Annotated in this window: 27 protein-coding genes; 11 read left to right on the top strand and 16 right to left on the bottom strand. The window is 57.9% G+C overall.

Annotation, left to right across the window (positions count from 1 at the left end):
• Window positions 1-35: 35 nt before the first annotated feature.
• From AC2FIO_RS18320 to AC2FIO_RS18330, 3 genes are read left to right on the top strand one after another with little or no spacing between them, the layout of a single operon-like run.
• Window positions 36-1,247, top strand: coding sequence for a flagellar hook-length control protein FliK (locus AC2FIO_RS18320; protein ID WP_496699447.1), 1,212 nt, complete (start codon window positions 36-38; stop codon window positions 1,245-1,247).
• Window positions 1,244-1,915 (top strand): flagellar hook capping FlgD N-terminal domain-containing protein, encoded by a 672-nt coding sequence (locus AC2FIO_RS18325; protein ID WP_496699449.1) that lies wholly within the window; start codon window positions 1,244-1,246, stop codon window positions 1,913-1,915. The genes AC2FIO_RS18320 and AC2FIO_RS18325 overlap by 4 nt, the downstream gene beginning before the upstream one ends.
• Window positions 1,916-1,969: 54 nt before the next feature.
• Window positions 1,970-2,836: a phosphotransferase gene (locus AC2FIO_RS18330; protein ID WP_496699451.1), complete on the top strand. Its 867-nt coding sequence runs from the start codon at window positions 1,970-1,972 to the stop codon at window positions 2,834-2,836.
• On the opposite strand, the gene AC2FIO_RS18335 is transcribed toward AC2FIO_RS18330, so the two are convergent.
• From AC2FIO_RS18335 to AC2FIO_RS18355, 5 genes are all read right to left on the bottom strand, one after another.
• Entirely contained in the window at window positions 2,833-4,143 is a 1,311-nt protein-coding gene (locus AC2FIO_RS18335) for an NAD(P)/FAD-dependent oxidoreductase (RefSeq protein ID WP_496699453.1), read from the bottom strand. The two genes, AC2FIO_RS18330 and AC2FIO_RS18335, sit on opposite strands and share 4 nt — an antisense overlap.
• Window positions 4,140-4,958 (bottom strand): ABC transporter permease, encoded by an 819-nt coding sequence (locus AC2FIO_RS18340; RefSeq protein WP_058272596.1) that lies wholly within the window; start codon window positions 4,956-4,958, stop codon window positions 4,140-4,142. The genes AC2FIO_RS18335 and AC2FIO_RS18340 overlap by 4 nt, the downstream gene beginning before the upstream one ends.
• Window positions 4,955-5,845, bottom strand: a complete 891-nt coding sequence (locus AC2FIO_RS18345; RefSeq protein WP_108861206.1) for an ABC transporter permease subunit — start codon at window positions 5,843-5,845, stop codon at window positions 4,955-4,957. The genes AC2FIO_RS18340 and AC2FIO_RS18345 overlap by 4 nt, the downstream gene beginning before the upstream one ends.
• Entirely contained in the window at window positions 5,845-6,972 is a 1,128-nt protein-coding gene (locus tag AC2FIO_RS18350; protein ID WP_109310740.1) for an ABC transporter ATP-binding protein, read from the bottom strand. Before AC2FIO_RS18350 ends, AC2FIO_RS18345 begins: the two co-directional genes overlap by 1 nt.
• Window positions 6,973-7,041: 69 nt before the next feature.
• On the bottom strand, window positions 7,042-8,127 hold the full coding sequence (locus AC2FIO_RS18355; RefSeq protein WP_113791802.1) for a polyamine ABC transporter substrate-binding protein: 1,086 nt from the start codon (window positions 8,125-8,127) through the stop codon (window positions 7,042-7,044).
• Window positions 8,128-8,267: 140 nt separating this feature from the next.
• Here AC2FIO_RS18355 and AC2FIO_RS18360 point away from each other — a divergent pair, with 140 nt between their 5' ends.
• Together AC2FIO_RS18360 and AC2FIO_RS18365 are read left to right on the top strand one after the other, a co-directional pair.
• Window positions 8,268-8,951 (top strand): GntR family transcriptional regulator, encoded by a 684-nt coding sequence (locus AC2FIO_RS18360; RefSeq protein ID WP_496699456.1) that lies wholly within the window; start codon window positions 8,268-8,270, stop codon window positions 8,949-8,951.
• A gap of 76 nt (window positions 8,952-9,027) precedes the next feature.
• The gene (locus tag AC2FIO_RS18365) at window positions 9,028-10,425 is read left to right on the top strand and encodes an aspartate aminotransferase family protein (RefSeq protein WP_282170524.1); all 1,398 of its coding nucleotides are present in this window, start codon (window positions 9,028-9,030) and stop codon (window positions 10,423-10,425) included.
• Window positions 10,426-10,815: 390 nt separating this feature from the next.
• Here the strand turns inward: AC2FIO_RS18365 and AC2FIO_RS18370 are convergent, their stop codons facing one another.
• The 3 genes from AC2FIO_RS18370 to AC2FIO_RS18380 all read right to left on the bottom strand — a co-directional run bounded on the left by AC2FIO_RS18370 (window position 10,816) and on the right by AC2FIO_RS18380 (window position 12,891).
• Entirely contained in the window at window positions 10,816-12,000 is a 1,185-nt protein-coding gene (locus AC2FIO_RS18370) for a lytic murein transglycosylase (RefSeq protein ID WP_496699530.1), read from the bottom strand.
• Window positions 11,960-12,106 carry a hypothetical protein gene (locus AC2FIO_RS18375; RefSeq protein ID WP_233493530.1) on the bottom strand — a complete coding sequence of 49 codons (147 nt, stop codon included), beginning with the start codon at window positions 12,104-12,106 and terminating at the stop codon, window positions 11,960-11,962. Before AC2FIO_RS18375 ends, AC2FIO_RS18370 begins: the two co-directional genes overlap by 41 nt.
• Window positions 12,107-12,177: 71 nt before the next feature.
• Window positions 12,178-12,891, bottom strand: a complete 714-nt coding sequence (locus AC2FIO_RS18380; protein WP_282120352.1) for a helix-turn-helix transcriptional regulator — start codon at window positions 12,889-12,891, stop codon at window positions 12,178-12,180.
• Between the two features lie 22 nt (window positions 12,892-12,913).
• Here AC2FIO_RS18380 and AC2FIO_RS18385 point away from each other — a divergent pair, with 22 nt between their 5' ends.
• Both AC2FIO_RS18385 and AC2FIO_RS18390 read left to right on the top strand, forming a co-directional pair.
• The gene (locus tag AC2FIO_RS18385; protein WP_496699458.1) at window positions 12,914-13,672 is read left to right on the top strand and encodes a glutathione S-transferase family protein; all 759 of its coding nucleotides are present in this window, start codon (window positions 12,914-12,916) and stop codon (window positions 13,670-13,672) included.
• Entirely contained in the window at window positions 13,669-14,055 is a 387-nt protein-coding gene (locus AC2FIO_RS18390) for a DUF1801 domain-containing protein (RefSeq protein ID WP_282170525.1), read from the top strand. Before AC2FIO_RS18385 ends, AC2FIO_RS18390 begins: the two co-directional genes overlap by 4 nt.
• On the opposite strand, the gene rnr is transcribed toward AC2FIO_RS18390, so the two are convergent.
• Genes rnr through dapE form a run of 3 tightly spaced genes read right to left on the bottom strand, consistent with a single transcriptional unit; the run spans window position 14,046 to window position 18,072 of the window.
• The gene (rnr, locus tag AC2FIO_RS18395) at window positions 14,046-16,307 is read right to left on the bottom strand and encodes a ribonuclease R (RefSeq protein WP_496699461.1); all 2,262 of its coding nucleotides are present in this window, start codon (window positions 16,305-16,307) and stop codon (window positions 14,046-14,048) included. The genes AC2FIO_RS18390 and rnr overlap by 10 nt on opposite strands.
• 46 nt (window positions 16,308-16,353) lie before the next feature.
• Window positions 16,354-16,929, bottom strand: a complete 576-nt coding sequence (locus AC2FIO_RS18400; RefSeq protein ID WP_282152933.1) for a TIGR04282 family arsenosugar biosynthesis glycosyltransferase — start codon at window positions 16,927-16,929, stop codon at window positions 16,354-16,356.
• A gap of 3 nt (window positions 16,930-16,932) precedes the next feature.
• Entirely contained in the window at window positions 16,933-18,072 is a 1,140-nt protein-coding gene (dapE, locus tag AC2FIO_RS18405) for a succinyl-diaminopimelate desuccinylase (protein ID WP_496699463.1), read from the bottom strand.
• 209 nt (window positions 18,073-18,281) lie between these two features.
• Here dapE and AC2FIO_RS18410 point away from each other — a divergent pair, with 209 nt between their 5' ends.
• On the top strand, window positions 18,282-19,340 hold the full coding sequence (locus AC2FIO_RS18410; protein ID WP_496699465.1) for a transporter substrate-binding domain-containing protein: 1,059 nt from the start codon (window positions 18,282-18,284) through the stop codon (window positions 19,338-19,340).
• Here the strand turns inward: AC2FIO_RS18410 and AC2FIO_RS18415 are convergent.
• Complete coding sequence (locus tag AC2FIO_RS18415; protein ID WP_058279829.1) at window positions 19,337-19,681, bottom strand: DUF8846 family protein; 345 nt, start codon at window positions 19,679-19,681, stop codon at window positions 19,337-19,339. The genes AC2FIO_RS18410 and AC2FIO_RS18415 overlap by 4 nt on opposite strands.
• 114 nt (window positions 19,682-19,795) lie before the next feature.
• Between AC2FIO_RS18415 and AC2FIO_RS18420 the strand changes: the two genes are divergently transcribed.
• Window positions 19,796-20,131 (top strand): cupin domain-containing protein, encoded by a 336-nt coding sequence (locus tag AC2FIO_RS18420; RefSeq protein ID WP_109310629.1) that lies wholly within the window; start codon window positions 19,796-19,798, stop codon window positions 20,129-20,131.
• A 56-nt stretch (window positions 20,132-20,187) separates the two neighbouring features.
• On the opposite strand, the gene dapD is transcribed toward AC2FIO_RS18420, so the two are convergent.
• The 3 genes from dapD to AC2FIO_RS18435 all read right to left on the bottom strand — a co-directional run bounded on the left by dapD (window position 20,188) and on the right by AC2FIO_RS18435 (window position 22,686).
• Window positions 20,188-21,015 (bottom strand): 2,3,4,5-tetrahydropyridine-2,6-dicarboxylate N-succinyltransferase, encoded by an 828-nt coding sequence (gene dapD, locus AC2FIO_RS18425; RefSeq protein WP_496699468.1) that lies wholly within the window; start codon window positions 21,013-21,015, stop codon window positions 20,188-20,190.
• 109 nt (window positions 21,016-21,124) lie between these two features.
• Window positions 21,125-21,724 (bottom strand): GntR family transcriptional regulator, encoded by a 600-nt coding sequence (locus AC2FIO_RS18430; protein ID WP_058279708.1) that lies wholly within the window; start codon window positions 21,722-21,724, stop codon window positions 21,125-21,127.
• A 44-nt stretch (window positions 21,725-21,768) separates the two neighbouring features.
• Window positions 21,769-22,686, bottom strand: coding sequence for a threonine/serine dehydratase (locus AC2FIO_RS18435; RefSeq protein ID WP_496699470.1), 918 nt, complete (start codon window positions 22,684-22,686; stop codon window positions 21,769-21,771).
• Between the two features lie 79 nt (window positions 22,687-22,765).
• Between AC2FIO_RS18435 and AC2FIO_RS18440 the strand changes: the two genes are divergently transcribed.
• Together AC2FIO_RS18440 and AC2FIO_RS18445 are read left to right on the top strand one after the other, a co-directional pair.
• Complete coding sequence (locus tag AC2FIO_RS18440) at window positions 22,766-23,608, top strand: LOG family protein (protein ID WP_496699472.1); 843 nt, start codon at window positions 22,766-22,768, stop codon at window positions 23,606-23,608.
• A 3-nt stretch (window positions 23,609-23,611) separates the two neighbouring features.
• Window positions 23,612-24,712 (top strand): cystathionine gamma-lyase, encoded by a 1,101-nt coding sequence (locus AC2FIO_RS18445; RefSeq protein ID WP_496699474.1) that lies wholly within the window; start codon window positions 23,612-23,614, stop codon window positions 24,710-24,712.
• Here the strand turns inward: AC2FIO_RS18445 and AC2FIO_RS18450 are convergent, their stop codons facing one another.
• Entirely contained in the window at window positions 24,713-25,096 is a 384-nt protein-coding gene (locus AC2FIO_RS18450) for a hypothetical protein (protein ID WP_058272613.1), read from the bottom strand.
• Between the last annotated feature and the right edge of the window lie 110 nt (window positions 25,097-25,206).

Below are 25,206 nucleotides of genomic sequence, written 5' to 3' on the forward strand. Positions count from 1 at the left end.
CAGGTTTCCGGTCACACAACCGGAGTCGGAGCAAAATGCCCAACCCTCTTTCAGTGACGTCATCCTCGCCGACCGCAACCACAAAACCCCACGGGATCAATCCCGAGCAGGGGGATGAAAACGGCGCGACGTTTGAGGCCGTGCTCAATCAACACAAAGGTGAGAACAAGCAAGAAGCAGCCGCTCTTAAAGGCGCTGAACCTGAACAGGACGTCGACGTTGAAACGGACGAGGCTGTCTTGCTTGAAGATTCAGAAGTGTCCGCTGATCGCAACCAGAGTGAGCTGACACCCCTTTTGGACACGCGTCTTGAAGTGAGCACAAAACGCGATCCTGCCGAAACACCCGTGTCAGCTGCGTTACCCGACTCGCGCAGTCCGAAAGTGCCTGAAACCGAGCAAACCGGCCAGGCCAACACGGTCGATAAACCGGATGCAGGCATCAAAGATTCGCGCAAAGTCACCCCGGATTTTCGGCACAGCTCGGCTTTGAGACCCGCGTTACAACCAATGGCAAGCCGGGGGCAGGCGGACCTCGCGACTTCTGTGTTGCAACCTGTGGGTATATCCCCAAAAGAGACCGCAGACCTGACCGTTCATCCAGAGCGGCACCAGCGTGAAACGCAACGTCCGCCGCAAAGCAATCTTGCACCTCAACAAACGACCAACCCGGATCGCGCACCAAGCATCGCTCAATTGCAGATGTTCGCGCCGGAAAAAACCCGCGCTCAGACTGACGCGCCAGCATTTTACGAGGTGGAAGACGTTCACGCCCTCAGGGCAGATTCGCCCGTTTCGGCGGGTCGGGATTCGGTATCTTCTGCGCAAGTCATGGCACAGACTGCCCGGTCCGAGACAGCGCGCGCCGTCGCCGGGCAAATGGCGGCCGTCATCAATACTCAGCCGAAACCCGGTTCAGTTGAGATCGCGCTGAACCCCGAAGAACTGGGGCGAGTGTCCATCATGTTGAACGGTCGCGATGACGGATTGCATCTGACAATTTCCGCCGAGCGCCCGGAAACCCTCGAGATGATACGGCGTCATTTGGCGGTGCTGGAAGAAGAGTTCAAAAATTTTGGCTTGGGCGATCTGTCAATTGACCTTGGGACATCCGAAGACGCCGAGCAGAACCAGGCCGGCCAGCAAGAAGGATCGCGTGCTGAGACCGCGCAACTCACCGATTCCTCTTCAAACGCGTCACCCATTCCCAAAACCGGCCCCGTTGGCCGCATCGACATGAGGTTGTGAAATTGATTACCCCGACCCAACCCAACGCCCAACCGTCAGCCACAGCGCAATACAAAGACGTGCCAAAGCAAACAGGTCTGGCATCAGACTTTGAGACATTCCTTACAATGCTGACCGTACAGGCCCAGAATCAGGATCCTTTGAAACCATTGGATGCCTCAGAATATGCATCGCAACTGGCGCAATTCTCGATGGTCGAACAACAGGTTCAGACAAATGATTTGTTGGCGACACTTGGACAGGCGCTGGGTGGCGCAAATCTGGACAAACTCGGCAAATGGATCGGGATGAACGTGCGAGCGCCCGCGGCTTTCCAATATGAGGGCGAGCCTGTGACGCTGTTTGCCACACCTGCACCCGAGGCTGACAAGGCGGTCATGGTCATCCGCGACAGCGACGGTGCCGTTGTCGATCGTGTGGCTGTTTCCACGACCGACAACAAAACAGTTTGGACTGGTCAGGGAAGCGATGGGCAGCCTCTGGTGGCGGGAAGTTACTCGGCCACACTGGAAAGTTATGATGGCGACGAGCTGTTATCGACACAGCTGGCAGAGACCTATGGCGAGGTTGTCGAAGCTCAGGTTTCGGACAATCAAGTTATGCTGACCCTCGAAAGCGGGCAGGTTGTCGCTGCCACGACGGTAACCGGGGTCAGAGCCGGAACTTGATCTGCCGGGCAGGACAGTTCAAACCTTGGCAGATTCGACTCGCTAACTGCATTGGTGAAACTCCTGCCTGCCCCAACCCACCCCCCTTCTGATCTGATCGACGATCTGCGCGCCCGTGGCCTTGTTCAGCCCGGCGCAGAGTTTCAAACGTTGTATGGCGGGCGAACAAATCAGGTCTGGAAAGTACTGGGTGGCAGCGGTGACAAGGTTCTGAAGCAGTATCGCGCGACACCGCGCAATCCGTTATTTCGCAACGACCCGGAACTCGAAGCGCTATGCTTGCGCGCCCTTGAGCCTACCGGATTTGTTCCCCGCCTGCGTGCGACCGGAACACATGATACAGGTCATTGGGTGTTCTACGATCATGCCCCGGGATCACCGTGGCAAGAAGGGCCTGAAGGTGTCGCCGGTTTGCTGCGTGAACTGCACAGGCTTGATGTTTCGGTCCAAGCGCCGGATGGCTGCAATGGCAGCTGGGATTTGGCTGAACATGCCGAACGTATTCTCAGCGTCTGCACCTCTGATACACGCGCACGGCTCGCAAAGCTGCGCCCCAAAGGCCATGTGCCCGCGACCGCACACACATGCCTGATCCATGGCGATACCGTGGCCGGAAACATCCTTGTCGCGCCGACTGGCATGACCCTGATCGACTGGCAGTGCCCGGCTTGGGGCGATCCGTGTGAGGACATTGCGATGTTCCTGTCCCCGGCCATGCAACGGCTTTATCGGGGCGCATCCCTAAGCGTGACCGAGGAAGAGCGGTTTCTGGCTGCATATGGTCACGATGAAACTGTCGCGCGATACCGGGATATGCGCCCGTGGTATGCATGGCGCATGGCTGCCTACTGTTTGTGGCGGATCGAAAACGGAGCTGCGGATTATGCCCAAACGCTCGAACTGGAAATCGCCGCGCTTTAGAGCGATAACCGATCCGCGATTGCCATCGCGGCATAGGCGGGCGGCATCAAGGCGCGCCGCCAGAACCCAAGGGGAAACCGTCCCGGTGGCTGTGCAATCGGCGCGGGCAACTCGGTCTGTTTATCCAAAACCACGCGGGCAAGAGCGCCTCCGCAATACGTCCCCATGGCAACGCCGTTCCCGTGATAGGCAAAGGCGGCAAACATTCCGGGTTGATCGGGAACCGGCCCGACATAAGGCGTCAGCTTGCGCGACAGGCACACCATTCCGGACCAAATATGGGTCACATCCACATCTTTCCATTCTGGAAACATGGCCTGAAAGTCCCGACGCATTGTCCGGCGAATGGCGGCCTCGGCCCGAGGGGACGACTGTAACCCTCCGCGCATGCCGAACAGGAACCTCCGATCAGGCATCAGGCGGAAATAGTGCAGCAGGTTTCGGGTGTCATAACACATCTGCTCCGAGGTCCACCCCTGCGCTTGCAACTCAGCGTCTGTCAGGGGCCGGGTCACCAGAACCGTGGATTGCGTGGGCATGTAGCGTCCCGAAAACCACGGCGGCATATCCTCGCTGGAGTATCCGTTCGTGCAAATCAGAACATTCGTGGCGCGGATGTGACCTGATCCGGATTCAATATCGAACCCGGCCTGAGTTTTCCTGATGGTTTCAACCGGCGATTTCTGGAAAATCTGTACGCCCCGCGCCTTGGCGGCACTTGCCAAGCCAAACAGATACTTTCGAGGGTTAAGAGCGAAACCAACCGGATTTGTATATGCACCATGAAAGGAACCGCCCAGACCCAGGCGCTGCAGGTCATCAGAATCGTGCAAGACACCTGATGCTTCAGCGTTACGACGCAGCTTTTCCATCGCCCGTGCCGAATGAGCCAGTTGGGTTTCCCCTTTCGAATGGGTATCGGCGTCGATCTGATGCTGTTCCAGCAAATCTGCGACAAGCTGAACAGCATCTTCTTCCGCTTGTTCGTAGGACTGCGCAGCCTCAGCGCCAAACCCACGGACCAAAGACCCATGGCTTAGCTTAGACCCTCCGAGACAGCAAAATCCGCCATTCCGGCCCGAGGCACCCCACCCCGGGGTTGCGGCCTCAAGAACCGCAACTTTCACACCTGCCACGGCCAGATGCAGGGCTGCCGAAAGCCCCGTGAAACCGCCGCCGACGATTGCGACGTCAACGTTCAGATCACCTTTATGGGTCGGCCAATCAGGTGCCGAAATTGTCTGATCCCACCAGCAGTTCTGACGGGGTCCAGGCCCATAGGTGTAGTCCGGAAAAAGACGCTTCATTCGGTGCGCGCAGCGGCAAGTTCATCCTGCTTTTGCCGAACCATTGCGCGTTTCGTCACCAGCGAGGCGGTGATAACGCCAACCGTGACGACTGCAATCATGATGGTAGACAGCGCGTTGATCTCGGGGCTGACGCCCAGACGCACCGCCGAGAATATCTTGATCGGCAGCGTTGTCGCCGACGGGCCCGAGGTAAAGGACGCGATAACCAGATCGTCCAGCGATAGGGTAAAAGCCAGCAGCCAGCCTGAAATCACCGCGGGCGCAATGATCGGCAGTGTCACAAGACGGAACGCCTGCGCTGGCGAACATCCCAGATCCAAAGCGGCCTCTTCCAGCGATTTGTCAAAGGTCACAAGACGCGAGGACACGACGACCGACACAAAGCACATCGAAAAGGTTGTGTGGGCCAGAACGATGGTCAGAATGCCCCTGTCCAGCCCAATGCCGATAAACAGCAGCAGCAACGACAGGCCGGTGATCACTTCGGGCATTACCAGAGGCGCGTAAATCATTCCGGAAAACAGTGTCCTGCCAAAAAACCGCCCGCCTCGGACCAGAACATATGCGGCAGCGGTGCCAAGAACCGTGGCCAATGTGGATGAGAACACCGCAACCCGTATTGTCACCCAGGCCGCGTTCAGAAATGCCTCATTCTGGGCAAGCTCACCGTACCATTTGGTCGAGAACCCTGCCCATACTGTGACCAGCTTGCTTTCGTTAAAGCTGAAGATGATCAGGATGACCATCGGGATATAGAGGAACGCAAAGCCCAGTGTCAGAGACACCGCGTTGAACCAACTCAGCCTGTTCATTGCTCGGCCTCCGTCTGTTTCTGCTGGTTGCGCTGGAACAGCACAATCGGGATCACGAGGATAAGCAACAACACAACGGCAACGGCACTGGCCACCGGCCAATCGCGGTTTGAGAAGAACTCTTCCCACAGCACCTTGCCGATCATTAGCGTGCTGGACCCGCCCAACAGCGACGGGATCACGAATTCACCGATCACCGGGATCATCACCAGAAAACAGCCGGCAATGATGCCGGGGCGCGACAGCGGTATAGTCACCAGCCAGAACGCCTTCAGACGGGAACAGCCCAGATCTTCGGCTGCTTCGATCAGGGATTCATCCATGCGCTCCAACGACGAATAAATCGGCAGGATCATGAAAGGCAAATAGGTGTAGACGATACCGATGTAGACGGCAGTGTTGGTGTTCAAAATGGTCAGCGGGGTCGAAATGATACCCAGCCACAACAGAATCTGGTTCAGATAGCCTTCATTGCTGAGAATTCCCATCCACGCGTAAACGCGGATCAGGAACGAAGTCCAGAACGGCAGGATCACCAGCATCATCAGCGTCGGGCGCCATTCGGCTGGCGCACGAGCCATTCCATAGGCAATCGGATAACCCACCAGCAACGTCAGAACCGTCGAGATCAGAGCGATCTTGACGCTGGACAGGTAGGCTTTCCAGTAAAGGTCATCTTCGGTCAGCCAGACGAAGTTTTCGAAATCCAACTGGCTGAAAAAGTCGGTTATCCCAGACCAACCCTGCGACAGATCCAGTGTCGGCGTATATGGCGGGATCGCCAGTTCGACATCCGACAGCGAAATCTTCAGAACGATGAAAAACGGTATCAGAAACAGGGCCAGCAGCCAGACGTAAGGAACAGCGATCAGAAGGGCGCGGCGCATCAGTTTGCCAACAAAACCGCAGCCGTTGCCGTCCACGACAGCCAGACCGGGTCTTCCCATGTAAAGGATCGGCGCGAGATTCGGCGCGTGTTGGCCGATTGCGCCTTGATGATCGTGCCATTCGGCAGTTCCACGTAGTACGTGGACAAGTTGCCCAGATAGGCAATGTCAAGCACCTTACCCTGTACCGCATTGATGGCATCCGCCGGGCGGTCGGCCGAGATCGTCACCTTTTCGGGGCGGATCGCAAGATGGCAGCTTTGCCCGTTCGAGAATTCTGTCGACGAGGTTGCGGTCAGCGGCGATTGCCCCTCGGCCCAGTCGATTTGGTAGGCTTCATCGCCGTTCGCAGTCGCCCGGCCTTCGATGATATTCACATCCCCGATAAAGTCAGCGACATAGACTGAGTTGGGGTTTTCATAGATCCTGTCCGGCGTAGATACCTGCATCAACTTGCCCTGATCCATCACGGCGACGCGGCTGGCAACAGTCATCGCCTCTTCCTGATCGTGGGTCACGATCACAAAGGTGGTGCCGGTCTTTTCCTGAATATCCATCAGCTCGAACTGAGTGTCCTGCCGCAGTTTTTTGTCCAGCGCACCCAAGGGTTCGTCTAGCAACAGCAGTTTTGGCGCTTTTGCCAGTGACCGTGCCAGCGCGACCCTCTGCCGTTGGCCACCCGAAATCTGGTGCGGTTTACGGCGGGCGAATTGCTCAAGCCGGGTCAGGCGCAACATCTCTTCCACGCGGTCTTCAAGATCCCGCTTGGGCATGTTGTCCCGGCGCAGACCGAAGGCGATGTTCTCCCAGATGCTAAGATGAGGAAACAGCGCATAAGACTGGAACATCATGTTCACAGCCCGCTTGTTTGGCGGGATCGGGTCGATGTCCTGCCCGCCCAGCATGATGTGCCCTTCGGTAGGCTTTTCAAACCCTGCCAGCATCCTCATCATGGTCGTCTTGCCGCAGCCGGATGGACCGAGCAAAGCAAAGAATTCCTGTTCAAATATGTCCAGTGACAGGTTGTCGATCGCCGTGAATCCGCCAAAACGTTTGGTCACATTCTGGAATTGGATCAATGGTTTCGCCTGTGGATCTTCCCACGGCGCAAAGACGTTTGTGTTCAAGGCGGCCCCCGTTCGACGGTCTGATTGAAAGGGCAAGGCGGTCGGACCGCCTTGCTCAGATACTTCGGTTCAGGTGCCCGATTTGATTTTGGTCCACAGGCGGGTCACGCTCCGCTGCGTTTTGACGGGATAAGGCGTCGTGATGTAGAGATTCTGCATCGTGGCATCACTCGGATAGATTGCCTGATCACCAATCACGTCTTCCTCAAGGAACTCCTGAGAAGCCTTGTTGCCATTGGCATAGTACACATAGTTCGATGCGGCAGCCATGTTGTTGGCGTCCAGAATGAAGTTCAAGAACTGGTGTGCGCCTTCCGGGTTCGGAGCATCCGCCGGGATGGCCATCTGGTCGAACCACATCAGCGAACCTTCAGCGAATGGGTGGTATTCAATTTCCACGCCATTTTCGGCCTCGGCCGCGCGATCCCGCGCTTGCAGGATGTCACCTGACCAACCGACAGCTACGCAGATATCGCCATTTGCCAGCGCGTTGATGTATTCCGAGCTGTGGAATTTCTGGATATGCGGGCGAACGCCAGCCAGGACTTCTTCGGCTTTACCGATCACATCGGTGTCATGGCTGTCCGGATCTTCACCGATATACTGCAGCACCATAGGAATAATCTCGGCCGGAGCGTCCAGGAAATGGACGCCGCACGAGGCCAGCTTTTCCATATTCTCCGGCTTCAGAACCAAGTCCATGCTGTTCAGAGCAACGTCATCGCCCAGCACTTCCTTAACCTTACCAACGTTAACGCCGAGGCCGGTCGTCCCCCACATGTAGTTGATCGAATAGGCGTTGTTCGGGTCATAGCCTGCGGTACGTTCCTGAATCACGTCCCAAAGGTTTCCTGAATTCGAAAGCTTTGCTTCGTCCAGTTCCTGAAAGGCGCCAGCTTGAATCTGACGCTGTAGAAACGTGCCCGACGGCACAACCACGTCATAGCCTGATCCTCCGGCCAGCATCTTGGTTTCCAGAACCTCGTTGCTGTCAAACACGTCGTAGATCAGGGTCAGCCCTGTCTCTTCTTCGAATTTTTTCAGTAGATCCTCGTCGATATAGTCGGACCAGTTGTAGACGCGCACCTCTTCGGCAAAAGCCGCCGAAGTCCCCAGCGCGACAATCGCTGTCATCGTCAGCGTTTTGATTGACATATTTCTCTCCCTGCAAGTGTACGGGTATTCTCCCGTTTTTTTTGATTTGATCAAGTTTTGCGTTTTCCCCCGATCCATCGTATGGTTTCACGAGGTCAGGCGTCTGGCAAGTCGACACCACGCGAAACAGGGTAAACCACTTGGATTTGATCAAAAATAAAGCATCCAGCTCGAAGGTGGATGAGGGAAAAAGACCGGCGCATGAACAGGTGTACCAAACCCTGAAATCGCAGATCATGTACGGTGATCTGGTCCCGGGACAACCCGTCACGATACAGGGTTTGACCGAATCGCTCGGGGTTGGAATGACCCCCGTCCGCGAGGCGATCCGGCGGCTGATTTCGGATGGCGCACTGGTGTTTCAGGGCAATCGGCGCGTCAGCGTGCCTTTGTTGTCGGGCACCGATGTCGAGCAGATGATTTTTGCCAGAATATCAATAGAATCAGAGCTTTCCAGACGGGCAACCGCGAATCTAAAACCTGCTGATATCGATCAGCTCGAGAGGCTTGATCAGCGATTGGATCAGACAATCACAGACGGCGACGTCAGTGGTTATTTGCGCTTGAACCACCAGTTTCATGAAACGCTCTATGCGCATGCGGATGCCCCGATTCTCAACGATCTGGCCGAGCGGCTTTGGCTGCGGTTCGGCCCCTCACTACGCGTTGTCTGCGGACGGTTCGGGACACATAGCCTGCCGGATCGGCACAAGGACATCATCGCAAGCTTGCGGGCGAAAGATGCGGAAAAGGTCGCGAAAGCAACCGCTCAGGACATTGAGCAGGGTATGGAATTGATGTCGGACGCTTTGATCTCTGCCTGATTCAGGTCGATTCGATTGACACGAAAAAATTTGATCATATTGTGACGGGTAACCGCCTTTTGCAGGAGATTCTCTGATGTCGACCATCACCAATCACATGCCGACCGCCGAATTGCAGGCGCTGGATGCGGCGCATCATATGCACCCGTTTTCGGCCAACGGATCATTGGGCGAGGAAGGTGCGCGCGTCATCACTCGTGCCAAAGGCGTGTACCTGACCGATAGCGAAGGCGAAGAGATTCTGGACGCCATGGCCGGTCTTTGGTGCGTCAATATCGGTTACGGTCGCGATGAACTGGCCGAGGTTGCTGCCCGTCAGATGCGTGAACTGCCCTATTACAACACGTTCTTCAAAACGACCCATATTCCAGCCATCGCTTTGGCAGCCAAGATCGCAGAACTGGCGCCGGGGGATCTGAATCACGTGTTCTTCGCGGCGGGCGGGTCCGAGGCAAATGACACCAACATTCGCCTGGTGCGCACCTATTGGGCTGAGAAGGGTCAGCCGAACAAAAACATCATCATCAGCCGCCACAATGCCTATCACGGGTCCTCCGTTGGTTCGGCCTCACTGGGCGGTATGGCTGGCATGCATGCGCAGGGCGGCATCCCGATCCCGAACATCCACCACATCAACCAACCGAACTGGTGGGCAGAAGGCGGCGACATGGCGCCGGAAGAGTTTGGCCTGGCCCGCGCGCGTGAGCTGGAAGAAGCCATTCTGGAACTGGGCGAAGACCGCGTCGCGGCCTTTATTGCCGAACCCGTGCAGGGTGCGGGCGGGGTGATCGTTGCCCCCGATACCTACTGGCCCGAGATCCAGCGCATTTGCGACAAATACGATATCCTGTTGATCGCCGATGAGGTGATCTGCGGCTTTGGGCGCACAGGCAACTGGTTCGGGTCCGAAACCGTTGGTATCAAACCGCATATCATGACGATCGCTAAGGGCCTCAGCTCGGGTTACGCGCCCATTGGCGGATCCATCGTGAATGACGAGATTGCCGAGGTGATCGGCGGCACCGAGTTCAATCACGGCTATACCTATTCCGGCCACCCGGTCGCTGCGGCAGTCGCATTGGAGAACCTGCGCATCCTCGAAGAAGAAGGCATCGTCGACCACGTCCGCGACGTGGCCGCCCCCTATCTGAAAGAGAAATGGGAGGCCCTGGCCGATCATCCATTGGTCGGTGAGGCCAAGATCGTCGGCATGATGGCCTCAATCGCTCTGACGCCGGATAAGGCCAGCCGCGCCAAATTCGCGTCCGAGCCCGGTACGGTCGGCTACATCTGCCGCGACCGCTGCTTTGCCAACAACCTGATCATGCGCCATGTGGGCGACCGGATGATCATCTCACCCCCGCTGGTCCTGACTCCTGCGGAAATCGATGAGATGTTCGTGCGGATTCACAAGTCACTGGACGAGGCGCAGGCCGAGATCATCGCGCAGGGGCTGATGAAAGCAGCGTCATAGTCCAGATTGCTACTTTCCGGGTTTAAGGGGCGCACTAAAATGCGCCCCTTCTCACTTTCTAAATCGCAATTGCACGTCAATCGATCCAGCTCAATTGCTGAACACAGCTAGATTCAATCAAATCGATCGACAAAAAGAAGTATTCTTGTATCGCGCGGCAAATAAAAATTTATCGCGCGATAAATATCTTGATTTGATGTGACTCAGATTCAAGTATGCGAATGCGAGTCGGTTATTTGTATTACCTCTACCGGCGTCGCGACCCGCTCTACTGCTGGGTCCACCTCCCGTCTATCGTAGTGAGTGCCGGTAGTCGGGAGGTTGCACAGCCAATAACTGAGAGAGTATCAGCGGCGCATACCCAGGCAATAGATCAACGCCCTTCCATTGTCACCGCAACGCTTCCAAGAGGTTCAGACTGGCATATCCGTCTGGCAGCAACCCCTGCGCCAATTGATAAGCCCGAACAGCTTTGACTGTGTTTGGCCCTGTGCGCCCGTCGACGCCTTTGGTATCAAATCCAGCCTCTGTCAGTCGGGATTGCAGTTCCTTTTTCTCGGTGAAACTCAACACCCTGTCACCTCGCGGCCATTCGGTCTGGAACGACCCCCGTCCAGCCAGACGGTCGGACAGATGGCCGATGCCGATCACATAGGCGTCGGCACCATTGTATCTCTCGATGACTTTGAAATTATCGAAGATCATCAGCGCGACGCCCTGCCCTCCGGCAGGCAACAGGATCGCCGCCTGCCCGTGATCCGATACAGGCCCGCCGTTCGCCGCCACCACGCCACGTGCGGCCCATTGTGAGGGCATCAATGTGTGATCCCGCCTTGCGGTGGAATAGTCGAACCCTTTGGGCAGGGTCACCTCAACGCCCCACGGCTGCCCCTTGGTCCACCCATGCCGCGCCAGATAGGCGGCGGCCGAGGCCAGCGCATCGGTTGGATCGTCCGACCAGATATCGCGCCGCCCGTCCCCGTCGAAATCAACCGCATGGTCCAGAAACGAGGTTGGCATGAACTGCGTATGCCCCATCGCCCCGGCCCAGCTGCCCATCATACTGCGCGGGCTGACGTCACCCGCCTGAATGATCTGCAATGCGGCGATTAACTGGGTTTCGAAAAACTGCGCGCGTCTTGCGTCAAACGCCAATGTTGCCAGAGATCGGATGGTGTGGTCGTTGCCCCGAAACGTTCCAAACGATGTCTCAAGTCCCCAGATAGCTGTCACGACCTCTTTTTCGACGCCGTACTTGGCTTCGATGCGGGTCAGTGCTTCGCGATGGCGCTCCAACCCCGCCCGGCCGTTCCTGATGCGCGTGTCTGAGACGGCAGAATCCAAATACTCCCAAATTGGTTTCGAAAATTCCGCCTGATTGCGGTCGCGCCTGATCACGTCCTTATCGTAGGTCAAACCCGCCAACGACCTGTCCAGTGTTGAGGCTGATATCCCCTGCTCTACCGCCCGTTCACGAAATGCTCCAAGCCACGCCTGAAACCGCGCGTTTCCTTCCGTCGACACCCGGTACTCCTTAGCTGAGGGTCGTAAAACTGGCCGGATCGATATCGCCACGCCAGCTGACGCCAGCTGTATGGCCTGTGATCCGCCCAGAGTATTGATAGATTCCGCCTGCACAATGGATGCCCATAATGCGGCGGTCATAACGCCACCTATGCATTTACGCATTCCGAATTTTCCTGGTTACTGCTCGACTTCAGAATACCTCAAAATTCGCGTTTTCCAAAGCGTTCAGCTTGACCCCTCGCGATCTTTTGCTTTGTGTTCCGCACGAATTCCGGCAAGTGCCTCACGCAGCAAAGGGATGCGGTTTGGTCTAAAGCTTTCGCCTGTCACGGACATTTCGCGTATCCGGTCCAGCCGAAAGACGCGAAAATCCTGTCTCAGATGGCACCAGGAAATCAAAACGCTGGCGCGGTCCATATAGACGATACTCAGCGGGTTTACCTTGCGGCGCGTGTCATCGCCCTTGGCATCGGTGTAGGCAAACTCGATCGTGCGTTCGTCCCATGTGGCCTGCCGCAGGTCAGCCACCGCGATGGTGGGCTTGGCTGGGCGATCAAACCGCGTCGCTGTCAACACGGCATGGGTCAGGCGGTGCGACTGGCGCTGGGGTAGGCGTCCCTGAAGTTTTCGTAACGCATTGCCCGCCGCATCCGCTAAACCGGGGTCGCCAATGGCCTGAACCTCTCGCAACCCCAACACCAGCGCTTCAAGCTCATCATCTCTGAATCCAAGCGGTGGCAGTGTTGCGTCTTCGATCAGAGTAAAGCCAAAACCGGCCTCACCGTCGATCACCGCCCCAAGCCCGCGCAACGATTCAATATCGCGATGCACGGTACGCGGCGAGACGCCCAGATCCTGCGCCAGTTGCTGGGACGTCTTCGGCGAAGGACCAGAGCGCAAGGCTTGCATCAATTGGAACAGGCGGGCGGTTCGGGACATAGTGCAGATTAATCTAAACCTGATGACAGAAACTGTCATCAGGCAAAGCTATTCCTCGGGCATCCCGAATTTGGAGCCTCCGATGTTGACCCTTATGATTTACCCTTCGGCCTTTGGCCTGTTCAGCGCCAGCCCCTTTTGCGTCAAGGCCGCTTACATGTTGGAACACGCGGGCCAGCGTTGGCAGCGGTCCGATATGTTGGACCCCCGCAAGATGCCCCATCAGAAACTGCCGGTTCTGCGCACGCCAGAGCGTCTTGTCCCCGATAGCGACCTGATCCGCGATTGGCTTGAGGCGCAGGGCGCAAACTTCGACGCTGGGCTAAGCGACATACAAAAGGCGCAGGCGCGAACGCTGATCCGCATGTCAGAAGAACATATCTATTTTCAGGTCGTCCAGGACAGATGGGCCAATGACGAGGTTTGGCCAATTCTGCGCAAGACCTTCTTTTCGGTCATTCCTGCGGTGATCCGAACGCCGGTGTCGAACTCAGTCCGGAAAAAGGTCGTCCAAGGATTGGGGTTTCAGGGTGTCGGCCGGTTCTCACCTGCTGAGCGTCAGGATCGATTGGAGCGGGACCTTGAAGCGATATCCGCTTATTTGTGGCAATCACCGTACCTTATGGGCGACCGGCCAACCTCAGCAGATATGAGCGTTGGGCCTATGTTGGCCGCAATGCGCGCAACACCGGTGGAAACCCCGCTGACCCAGCGGATCAAACAGGATAGGCTGCTCAACGACTACGTAGACCGAATGGAGCAGGCAATACCGCTGCCATGACACCTTTTGACGACCCTGCGGTGCAAACCGCCTTTGAAGCGTTCCCCGAAGACACCCGTTCGGGTGTTCTCGTCTTGCGCGAGCTGGCGTTTTTAACCGCTGGGACTTTGCCTAAAGCTCAGCCATTGAATGAGGCGTTGCGTTGGGGCCAACCCGCCTATCTGGCGCCCAAAGGGTCAACCATCCGGTTGGGCGGGCACAAGTCGGCACCCTTTGCCCTGTTCGTGCATTGTCAGAGCCGACTAATGGGTGATTTCACCACCGCCTTTCCGGGCGAGGATCGGTTGGACGGCAACCGGGCCATTCTGTTTGATGACCCGGATCAGATTGATGAAACCCGTCATGGCTGGCTGATCGCACGGGCGTTGACCTATCACCTTTGACGGCGTTTGCGTTCGACCTTGCGCTTGATCTTGTCTTTCTTGCGCTTGGTACTGACGGCCTTGCGCCGTGCGCCCCCCCGCTTGGCGGGTCCGCCTCCGCGCGGCAGGGCCTGGTCATCGATGGACAGCAGCTCCAGCTCGAGCCCGCCGGTAACGGGCGTGGCCTCGGTCAGGCGCACGGTGACGCGCTGACCGATAGCAATGATCAACCCGGTGTCCGAGCCCATCAACGTTCCGGCTTCGCGGTCGAAATGGAAAAACTCCCGCCCCAATGATCGGACGGGGACCAGCCCATCTGCACCGGTTTCATCCATCTTCACAAATGCGCCAAACCGGGCGATGCCGCTGATGCGACCAGAGAATTCGTTGCCTACACGCTCGCTCAGATAAGAGGCGAGGTAACGATCCGTTGTATCCCGTTCCGCCATCATCGAGCGACGCTCGGTGTCCGAAATATGCGTCGCCGTTTCATCAAGGCGCGCGATCTCATCCTCGGTCAGCCCGTCATCGCCCCAGCCATGCGCCGTGATCAGTGCGCGGTGCACGATCAGGTCCGCATAGCGGCGAATGGGCGAGGTGAAATGCGCATAATTCCGCAGCGCCAGACCGAAATGTCCGAAGTTTTCCGGATTGTAATAAGCCTGTGCCATCGAGCGCAGGGTTGAAAGGTTGATCAGCTCTGCATCCTCGGTCCCGGCGGCAGCGTTCAGCAAAGCATTCAGGTGCCGGGTTTGCAGCACCTGACCCTTGGCCAGGTTCAGACCAGCTGCCTGCGCGGTTTCCCGCAGGCTTTCTAGCTTTTCTTGCGCCGGTTCCTCGTGCACACGGAACAGCAACGGGCGGCGCTTGGCGATCAATGTCTCGGCGGCGGCCACATTGGCGAGGATCATAAATTCCTCAATCAGCTTGTGCGCGTCCAGCCGGTCGCGGAAAGCCACACTTTGGACCTCGCCCGCGTCACTGAGAACGATCTTGCGTTCGGGCAGGTCCAGTTCCAGCGGCTGCCGTTCTGCCCGCGCTTTCTTTAGCGCGGCATAGGCATCATAGAGCGGCTTCAAAACAGGCTCTAACAACGGCCCTGTGCGGTCGTTTGGATTGCCGTCGATAGCGTCTTGAACTTCGGCATAGTGCAGCGAGGCGGCCGAGCGCATCAGACCACGTACAAAGCGATGAGCAATCTTGTTTCCATCCGCATCGATCTGCATTCGAACAGCGATACAGGCGCGCGGAACACCTTCGTGCAACGAACACAGGTCTCCAGAGAGGCGATCCGGCAGCATTGGCACAACTCGATCCGGGAAGTAGCTGGAGTTGCCGCGCTTGCGCGCCTCACGATCCAGCGCCGTACCGGGCTGCACATAGGTGGCAACGTCGGCGATGGCGACCCAGATCACATGCCCGCCAAGGTTCTTCGGGTCATCGTCGGCATGGGCATAACAGGCATCGTCATGATCCCGCGCATCTGACGGATCGATGGTCAGCAAAGGCATATCCCGCAGGTCTTCGCGGCCTTTTAGACCAACCGGTTTGGCCTTATCGGCTTCGGCAATCACCTTGTCGGGGAAATCATCCGGAATACCGTGCTGATGAATTGCAATCAGTGACACAGCCTTGGGCGCCGATGGATCACCCAGCCGTTCCACAATGCGCGCGCGCAGCAGGCCCATTCGGTTCTTTGGCCCAGCCTGTTCAGCCTCGACCAATTCTCCATCCTTGGCACCTAATACGGCCCCATCAGCAACCAGCCATTCGGTCTGACCGGCTTTGTCGATTGGCACGATCCGACCGCCTTCGGCCCCTTTGCGAAAGATGCCCACGATCTTGCGCGGGTTCGTCCCGACACGTCGGATCAGGCGTGCTTCGTAATTGTGGTCTTCTTCATGCACAACCGTGAGGCGGGCCAGAATGCGGTCGCCCTCGCCCAGCGCAGGATCGCTGGCACGGGTGATGAGCAGAATGATCGGCTCGACCCCTTCGCCATGCCATTCCAAGGGCCGTGCGAACAGGTCGCCATCCGCATTCGGAGCCTTCACCTGCAGCACGCTGACCGGTGGCAGGCGGTCCGGGTCGCGATAGCTGCGCTTGCGCTTTTCCAGATGCCCTTCGGCCTCTAGCTCTTTGAGGATACGCTTCAGGTCAATCCGATCCGCGCCCTTGATACCAAAGGCTTTGGCGATATCGCGTTTCGAGGTCAGGGTGGGGTTCGCCGAGATCCAATCGAGGACCTCCTGCTTGGTAGGTATGCGAGTCATACCTCCGGCCTATCACGGGTATGCGACCGCGTCATGACCAAAAAGTTCAGGGCGTCAAGTCAGCCACCGTATCAACGTCGCGCAGATGGTCCAGCAATCCTACGCGGCACCCCGGAACTGAGGCCAGAGTGTCAGCCAGCGCAGTTTCAGTAGACCAGCGTACATTACGGAACAGGCTTTTCGGCAACGCCTTGTACCGCTGAGCCCCTACCAACCAATAGCCACCGTCCGGCGCAGGGCCAAATACAAATTCCGACTGTCCCAATTCCTTGAAGGCTCGTGCGATATGCTGGGACGTGATCCCGGGAATGTCCGCGCCGATCAGACAAACCGGTCCCTGCGGCATGCCGCGCAACATGCGCCCCATGCGGTCGCCCAGATCGCCTCGCCCTTGCGCCGCGCGGGGCAGATCAACGGGCCAGATGCGGCTGGTCAGACCTTCCCGATCCGGGGCGACGGCAAGCACTATCTGCCAGCGTGGGTCCCGCAAACGCCGGATCAGCGCGCGTGTCTGATGGCGAAACCACCATGCAGCACCAACCATGCCGATGTCTCGCCCCAGCCGCGTCTTGACCCGACCCGGGCGAGGTTCTTTCACCATGATGACTAATGTGCGTTGCATGGTTCAGGCGAAATAGTCCCGAAGGATGCGCGCGTAGATCGCCTTGAGCTGTTCGATCTGCGCCACCTCGACGCATTCATCGACCTGATGCATCGTTCTGCCGACAAGGCCGAACTCAACCACTGGGCAATGGTCTTTGACAAACCGCGCATCCGAGGTGCCACCTGTTGTCGACATCTCGGGGCGTACACCGGTTTCGGTCTCGACCGCTTTCGCGACCAGATCAGACAGGGGGCCGGGTGGAGTCAGAAAGCTCTCGCCTGAGATCTTGATCCGGACGTTGACCGCGACATCGTAGGATTCAGCCACGGCTTTGGCTTCGGCCTGCAACCACTCACTAAGGCTGGCGCCCGAGTGCAGATCGTTAAAGCGGATGTTCACCGCTCCGGTACATTGCGCCGGGATCACGTTGGTTGCTGCGTTGCCTGTGTCAATACTCACAACGGCCAGGGTTGAGGCATCGAAATGGTCCGATCCCTGATCCAGTTCGTGGCTGGCCAGTTGATGCATCAAACGCGCCATGGCGGGCAGAGGGTTTTTGGCCCGGTGCGGATAGGCCGAATGCCCCTGCTCACCGGTCGCCGTGAACCAGGCGGTCATCGAACCACGCCGCCCGATTTTCATCATCTCGCCCATTGTGTTTGGGCATGTCGGCTCACCCACCAAACAGGCAGACATGCGTTCTCCGGCCTTGGACATGTAATCAAGCAGTGCCGTAGTGCCATCCACTGCGTCCGCCTCTTCATCGCCCGTGATCGCAAGAATAATCGCCCCGTTCGGGGGGGAGTCGCGCACGAAATCCACAGCGGCCGCCGCAAAGGCCGCCACGCCGGATTTCATGTCTGTGGCCCCGCGCCCATACATCACACCTTCGCGGATTTCTGCACCGAACGGGGGCATCGTCCAGGCCGCTTCGTCTCCCACCGGGACAACGTCTGTATGCCCGTTGAACCCAAAGCTGCGCGGATGGGCTATCGGCCCCCAGCGCGCGTACAAATTGCTGACATCGCCCCGGTCCACGCGGGTGCAGTCGAAGCCTGCGTCGGACAGAAGCTTCTCCAACAACACAAGCGCGCCACCTTCCTCAGGTGTGACTGATGGGCAACGGATCAGGTCCGCCGTCAACTTCACCGGATCTGTCATTTCTGGGCCCTTTTGGTTGGTTCAATCGCGGGATCGTGCACAGATTCAACGAATTGGACCAATTGCCAACCCCTCGCCACCGGATTCCGGGCGCTTTTTTTCGCGAGTCTTGAAATGACACCCCAATAAAACATGGCGGTTTACCTTGCGGCCACCTTGCCGTGCCTTTCAAATCTGCGTTAGAGGGCCGCGAAACAGGTGAATTGACGATGATACGTGCGCTTCTCGTTTGGATCTGCCTGACTTTCGCCGTTCTTGCACAGCAAAGCCAGGCGCAGACGCTTTCGGTCACGACCGTGACCCGCCCCCCGTTTTCCTATGTCGAGGACGGAGCCCAAACCGGTTTTTCAATGGACCTGCTGCACGCCTTGTCCGAGGCACTGAATTGGGACTACTCGGTCACCAGGGTCGAGGCCTTCAGCGATATGCTGGGTGCTGTGCAGGAAGGAACCGCGGACCTGGCTGTGGCCAATATCTCGATCACGGCTGCGCGTGAAACGCAGATGGATTTCAGCCAGCCCATATTCGAGGCCGGTCTGCAGATCATGGTGCCATCGGATGCAGCGCGCAGACCATCGCTGCTGCACGCTTTGCTGTCCGTTGAATTGTTCATCGCCATCGGACTGGCCTTTGCGATCCTGCTTGGCGGCGGGATGCTGATGTGGGGATTTGAGCGTCGGGCTCAGCCCTATTTCGACCGCAAGCTGAATGAGGCATGGTTCCCGTCCTTTTGGTGGGCGCTGAATCTTGTGGTCAATGGCGGTTTCGAGGAACGCATGCCGCGCACACCGTTTGGACGGTTGCTGGGCGTGGTACTGGTGGTGTCCTCACTGTTCATCGTTTCGGTCTTCACAGCGCGCATCACGTCGGTCATGACAGTGGATGCCATCAGCGGCAACGTGAACTCGGTCAACGATCTTTATGGCAAACAGGTGGGCACAATCTCGAACTCAACTGCCGCAAACTTCCTGAACCGGCGCGAGATTGAGTTTTCCGGTTATGAAAACCTGGATGATGTGCTGACCGCATTCCAGGATAAGGAGTTGGACGCCGTTGTCTTTGACGCGCCGATCCTGTCCTATTATGCGGCGCATGAAGGCCGTCGGATCGCATCGATGACAGGTGGCGTTTTCCTACGCGAGAACTACGGGATTGCGTTCCCAACCGGCTCGCCATTGGTCGAGGACGTGAACCAGGCTCTGCTCGCGCTGCGCGAAGACGGCACCTATGATGAAATTTACCGCAAATGGTTCGGGGTGCGAAACTAAGCCGGTTCTTCATCCCCGAAAAACGGCGTCATTTGCGCCACGATAACGGCGTTTTCGTCCAAGGCCCGCTGCATCAGGTCGCGTTCGTCCGGGTCGATGTCGTGCCCCTGCGCCTCACGCTCGGCCAGAGTTCCATAACCGGTGACGTCCAGTGGCGCAGTGTCGGCCTGTTTCAGGATCGCCACGGTTTCACGCACCGCTTCAGCCTCATCCACGCCGCTAGCAAAACACATCAGCGCTGCTCCGGTCGCACCTTCGGGCAGACCGTCGCCTTCTTTGCGGCCAATCTGAACGAGCAATGTATAAACTTGCTGACGGGACGGTTTCTTTTGCTTTTCCATGCAGGGGGCCATAGCCGCGCGCCTGTCCGTGGTCAAGCAGCCGGGAATTGCGGGAAGCCCCCAGCACGTCCATAGTACCCGCGAAAACCCATTTCAAACTGCAAAGGATTTTTCATGGCCTACCCAGATTTCATCACAGACTTCCCTAGCCTCGACGTCCCATTCCCCGAGGACGTGGTGCAAACCGCCGTCATCCGGTCAGATGCGGGTTTGGTCGCGTTCTTCACCTTCCTCAAGGATTTCGAACTGCCACCGCATTCACACAAGGCGCAATGGGGCACGGTGGTCGAGGGCGAGGTTGAACTGACAATAGGCGGAGAAACTAAGACCTATCGCCCCGGCGACAGTTACTCGATCCCGTCTGGTGTTGAACACGGCGGGAAAATCAAAGCCGGAAGCCGCGTGATCGACGTGTTTGAGGAACCCGACCGCTATCCAGTCAAAGGATAAACAAAAAAGGGCTGCAGCGAGATACGCTACAGCCCCGTTTCAAATCCGCACTTGATTTAGTCGCGCAGCAGTTCGTTAATCCCGGTTTTCGAACGAGTTTTCTCGTCCACGCGCTTTACGATCACGGCGCAATACAGGTTGACGTTGTTCTTGGACGGCATCGAACCCGCGACAACCACCGAATATGGCGGCACTTCGCCGTAAGTGACTTCGCCGGTTTCGCGATCCACGATCTTGGTGGATTTGCCAATAAAGACACCCATGCCCAAAACCGAGCCTTCGCGCACGATGCAGCCTTCGACCACTTCCGAGCGTGCGCCGATAAAGCAATTGTCTTCGATGATGGTCGGGCCGGCCTGCATCGGTTCCAGAACGCCGCCGATGCCAACACCGCCTGACAGGTGTACGTTTTTACCAATCTGCGCGCAGGAACCAACGGTGGCCCATGTGTCCACCATAGTGCCTTCGTCGACATAGGCGCCCAAATTCACGAAGGACGGCATCAGAACCACACCGGGTGCGACATAGGCCGATTTGCGAACAACACAGTTCGGCACCGCGCGGAAACCGGCTGCGCGCCACTGGTTTTCACCCCAGCCGGCGAACTTGCTGTCCACTTTGTCCCACCAGCCGCCATCCTGTGGACCGCCGGTCTGGATTTCCATATCCTTGATGCGAAAGCCCAGCAGAACTGCCTTCTTGGCCCACTGGTTCACATGCCAATCACCGTTATCCAGCTTTTCAGCAACCCGCAGCGAACCGCTGTCCAACGCGGCCAGCGTATCCTCGATCGCCTCGCGTTGTTCGCCGGTGGTGGCGGGCGTAATGGTGTCGCGCGCCTCCCAGGCGGCTTCGATAGCGGTTTCCAGTTGCGCGTTGGACATCGGATGGCTCCCTGCAGAATCTGTTCACGTTTGTTTGGCCTATACGCAACTGCACCTCGCGGTGCAATGCGACGCAGGAGGTACGATTTGCGGCTAGGTTGACCTGTGATCAGCTTGCGCGGCGGATATGGCGCGTCAGAATGGCCGTCGCCGTGGCCGCGTCCTTGCGCTTGAGCGCCTGAACGATGGCTGCGTGGTCACCATCCGCACGGTGTACCCACTTGGGGCGCCAATGGGCAAACAGGTGGCGCGCGCCGGCGATATGCAGGTCATCAATCGCATGCAGTAGGCGTGGCAACCCGCACGGCGTCAGGATCGAGCGATGAAAGGTACGGTTGCACGCTTCCCACTCGGGCATCGTTTGCGCAGCATCACAGGCGATCCGAGCATCATCCGCCTCTTTAAGCGCGCCAGGCGTCATATTCTGTACCGAATGCTGCAAGGCCAGGGATTCCAGCGCAACGCGCATTTCAACCACTTCGCGCACTTCTGCCGGGTCCAGCGCCGAAACACGCATACCGCGGCGCGGCTCACTTTGGGCCAACCCGTGCGCTTCCAGACGCAGCAATGCCTCGCGCACCGGTACATGGCTGGTCTCAAAGGCCCGCGCGATGTGATCCTGACGTAGCTTTTCACCGGCAAGCAATTCGCCCGTGATAATCTTCTGTCTAAGGTTTTGGTAAATTGTGTCGGCGATCGTAGTGGTCATAGATTATCGATAAAATCCTTAACCACCTTCCACAAGTCGATAATTCACCCCATCAGCGGGTCCGGGGCAATATTTCCCCCGCACACCAGAACCGCCACGCGTTCGTCTGGTTCTGGCTTGTAAACACCTGAGGTCAAAGCCGCCAACGCGGTCGCACCGGCCGGTTCGACCAATATGCGATGGGTCTGCCACAGCGCCTTTTGCGCGGCTGCAATCGCCTCGTCTGAGACAAGAACAGATGTCATTCCTTGCGCAAGATCGAAACAAATCCCTCCGATCCGCCGCGCGCCCAGCGCGTTGGCTGCTATACCCGAGACCGAGACATCCACCGGTTCACCCGCCTGCAGCGCCGCGTTCAGCGCGCAGGAGGTTTCCGGTTCGACTGCTACGACCTTGCGCGTGCCATCAAACCAACCCAAAGCCCCGCCAATCAGGCCACCGCCGCCCACTGCAACCAAAATGGTGTCAGCCTGCAGTCCCTGCGCCTCCCATTCGGCAAAACACGTGCCCTGCCCTGCTACGGTTGCGGGGGCATCATAAGCGTGGATTTGCATCGCCCCGGTCGCAGCCTCATGCGCTCTGGCCTCGCTCAGTGCGTTTGCGTATTCACCTTGCACCACCGTCAAATCCGCGCCCGTCTGTTCAATCAGGGCGATCTTGGATGGTCCGGCAAGGTCTGGCACGAAAATCTTGGCCGGATATCCCAGCGTTTGTGCCGCATACGCCGCCGCCGCACCGTGATTGCCGCCCGAAGCCGCCACAACGCCAGCCTCGGGCACGTCCAAGCTGAGCAGCGTATTAAACGCCCCGCGCGCTTTGAAACTGCCCGTGTGCTGCATATGCTCCAGCTTCATTTCGACCGGATAATCCAATCCGGGCACGCGGCTTTCAATCACCGGGGTCACCTGCGCATACCCATTGATCCGTTCGGCGGCGGCCGAAATTTCACTCTTCCAATTCATTCTTGTTCTTCCGTGACTGGCACTCTGCCTGCGAACCCTATAGCTGTTTTATGAACACGCAAGCAGGGAACCATCACCCATGAGAGAAGACCGCCTCAGCCCTTTCCGCGACGCCCAGACAGACCGCTCGACCGCGAGCGAGGTGCCGGACACGCCGCAGACGCGCTCACCCGCCTATCGCCTTGCCTTTGCAGACGATGATTTCCTGTGTCGGGATGAGCTACGCCCCGTGCGTTTGCAGCTGGAGTTGCTGAAGCCCGAGATGATCATGACCGAACGTGAGATCACCTCGACCATCGTCATGTTCGGTGGCGCACGCATTCCTGAGCCGTCGCAGAAACACACTGCGCGAACCCAGACGCTGGCCAACCTGTCGCAATATTACGACGAAGCGCGGGAATTCGCCCGTCTGATGACCGAAAAATCCAATGAAACCGGCGGCCGCGAGAACGTGATCGTCACCGGCGGTGGCCCCGGCGTGATGGAGGCCGGAAATCGCGGTGCCCAGGATGCTGGCGGTTGTTCGATTGGCCTGAACATTGTGCTGCCGCACGAGCAGGCGCCGAACCTGTATGTAACGCCCGATCTCAGCTTTAATTTCCACTATTTCGCCATTCGCAAGATGCATTTCCTGATGCGCGCCCGCGCAATCACCATCTTCCCCGGCGGCTTCGGCACGATGGACGAGCTGTTCGAGTCGCTGACGTTGATCCAGACTGGCCGGATGGAGCGTGTGCCCTTCCTGCTGTTCGGTCGCGAATTCTGGGAAAAAGTCATCAATTGGGAGGCGCTGGCCGATGCGGGGACCATCTCGGACGAGGATCTCGATCTGTTCCGCTTTGTCGATACCGCACAAGAGGCGGTCGACATTATCGATAACTGGGAACCGGCCCCACCGCGCGACGAAATACCGGGGCGCTGAAACATGAAACCGCCAAAAACCGGTGAGATGCTGCACCTGCGTGGGAACGCACTGAACAAGGGCGATCCGGTGGCCCTGCCGCTGACACAAAGCAGTATGTACCATCTGCCCGGCGCACCGGACGGGCATCCGACCTATGGTCGGGTCGACAACCCGACATGGGTGCATCTGGAACATGTGCTAGCACATTTGGAAGACGCGCCCTGTCTGACCTTTCCGTCAGGTATGGGGGCGATCTCTGCGGCTTTGTTCGCGACGGTCAAAGCCGGGTCCCATATCCTGATCCCCTCGGACGGGTATTATGTCACACGATTGCTGGCCGATCGGTTCCTGTCCAATCTGGGCGTCTCGGTTACTGAGCGTCCAACGACGGCGTTCGCAGAGGGCGGGTTTGGCGGGTTTGACGTGGTCTTTTTGGAAAGCCCCTCGAACCCCGGTCTGGATATGATGGACCTGCCTGCGATCGCCACTGCCGTTCGCGTGGCGGGCGGTCTCACGATTGCCGACAACACAACCATGACCCCACTGGGGCAACGCCCGTTGGATTTGGGCATCGACGTGGTGGTCGCTTCGGATACCAAGGCAATGGGCGGGCATTCGGACCTGCTAATGGGTCATGTCGCCAGCCGCAACGCGCAGATCATGGAACGGGTCGAAGAATGGAGGCGCGTTTCCGGCGCGATCCCCGGCCCGTATGAGGCATGGCTGCTGCATCGCGGGTTGGAAACGCTGGACGTTCGTTTCGACCGGATGTGTGCATCGGCGCAAGTACTCGCGGAACGGTTGGCAGAACATGAGGCCGTGAAACAGATCCGCTATCCCGGCCTGTCGGATGACCCGTCCTATGCTCTGGCCAAGTTGCAGACGTCCCGGTTTGGGTTCTTGTTGTCGATCACGTTAGAGACCGAGGAAAAGGCCGAAGCTTTCATCAACACGTGCCCGATGCTGCGGCCGGCCACATCGTTTGGCGGTGTTCACAGTTCTGCCGAACGACGGGCACGCTGGGGCGACGATGTCGACCCTGCATTCATCCGCCTGTCAGTAGGTTGCGAACCGTTAGAGGAACTGTGGCAGGCGATTGAGAGCAGCCTGAACGCGCTGTAATTACTTCTTTGGCTCGCGCAATTCGGTGAACACGTAGATCGGCAGCAGAACGCTGGCGATCAACGCGCCCAGCCAAACGAGCAGGGTCGCCGCTAACAGGTTGGCAACGCCGCCAACTGTCAACCCGGCCGTAATCAGATCAGTCACCAACAGGCCGACAAATGTCACAATCAAGGCAATCCCACCTTTGATCGAGGGGGCTTTTTTCTCACCCAGCTTCAGGATCAGCGGCTCGGCCACCACCTGCACCAGGGTGAACACGATCACCACGACGATGAATGAAATTGGCTTGATCGCAAACCCCGACAACAACAGCGTCGCAAGCAACAACCCGATGGCATTCCCGGCCAACAGGGCCAGTGCGGATTTTATTCTGCGCGTCATGGGGTTCTCCGTGAATGATCAATTAGAAACATGCAGATGTTAACAGACTCGAAGGAATTTGCGAGCGGTTTCAAAAGCCACTTCCTTTTGGGTCATTGAAATCGCATGAT

The sequence above is a fragment of the Ruegeria sp. CDSB086 genome (assembly GCF_059611065.1).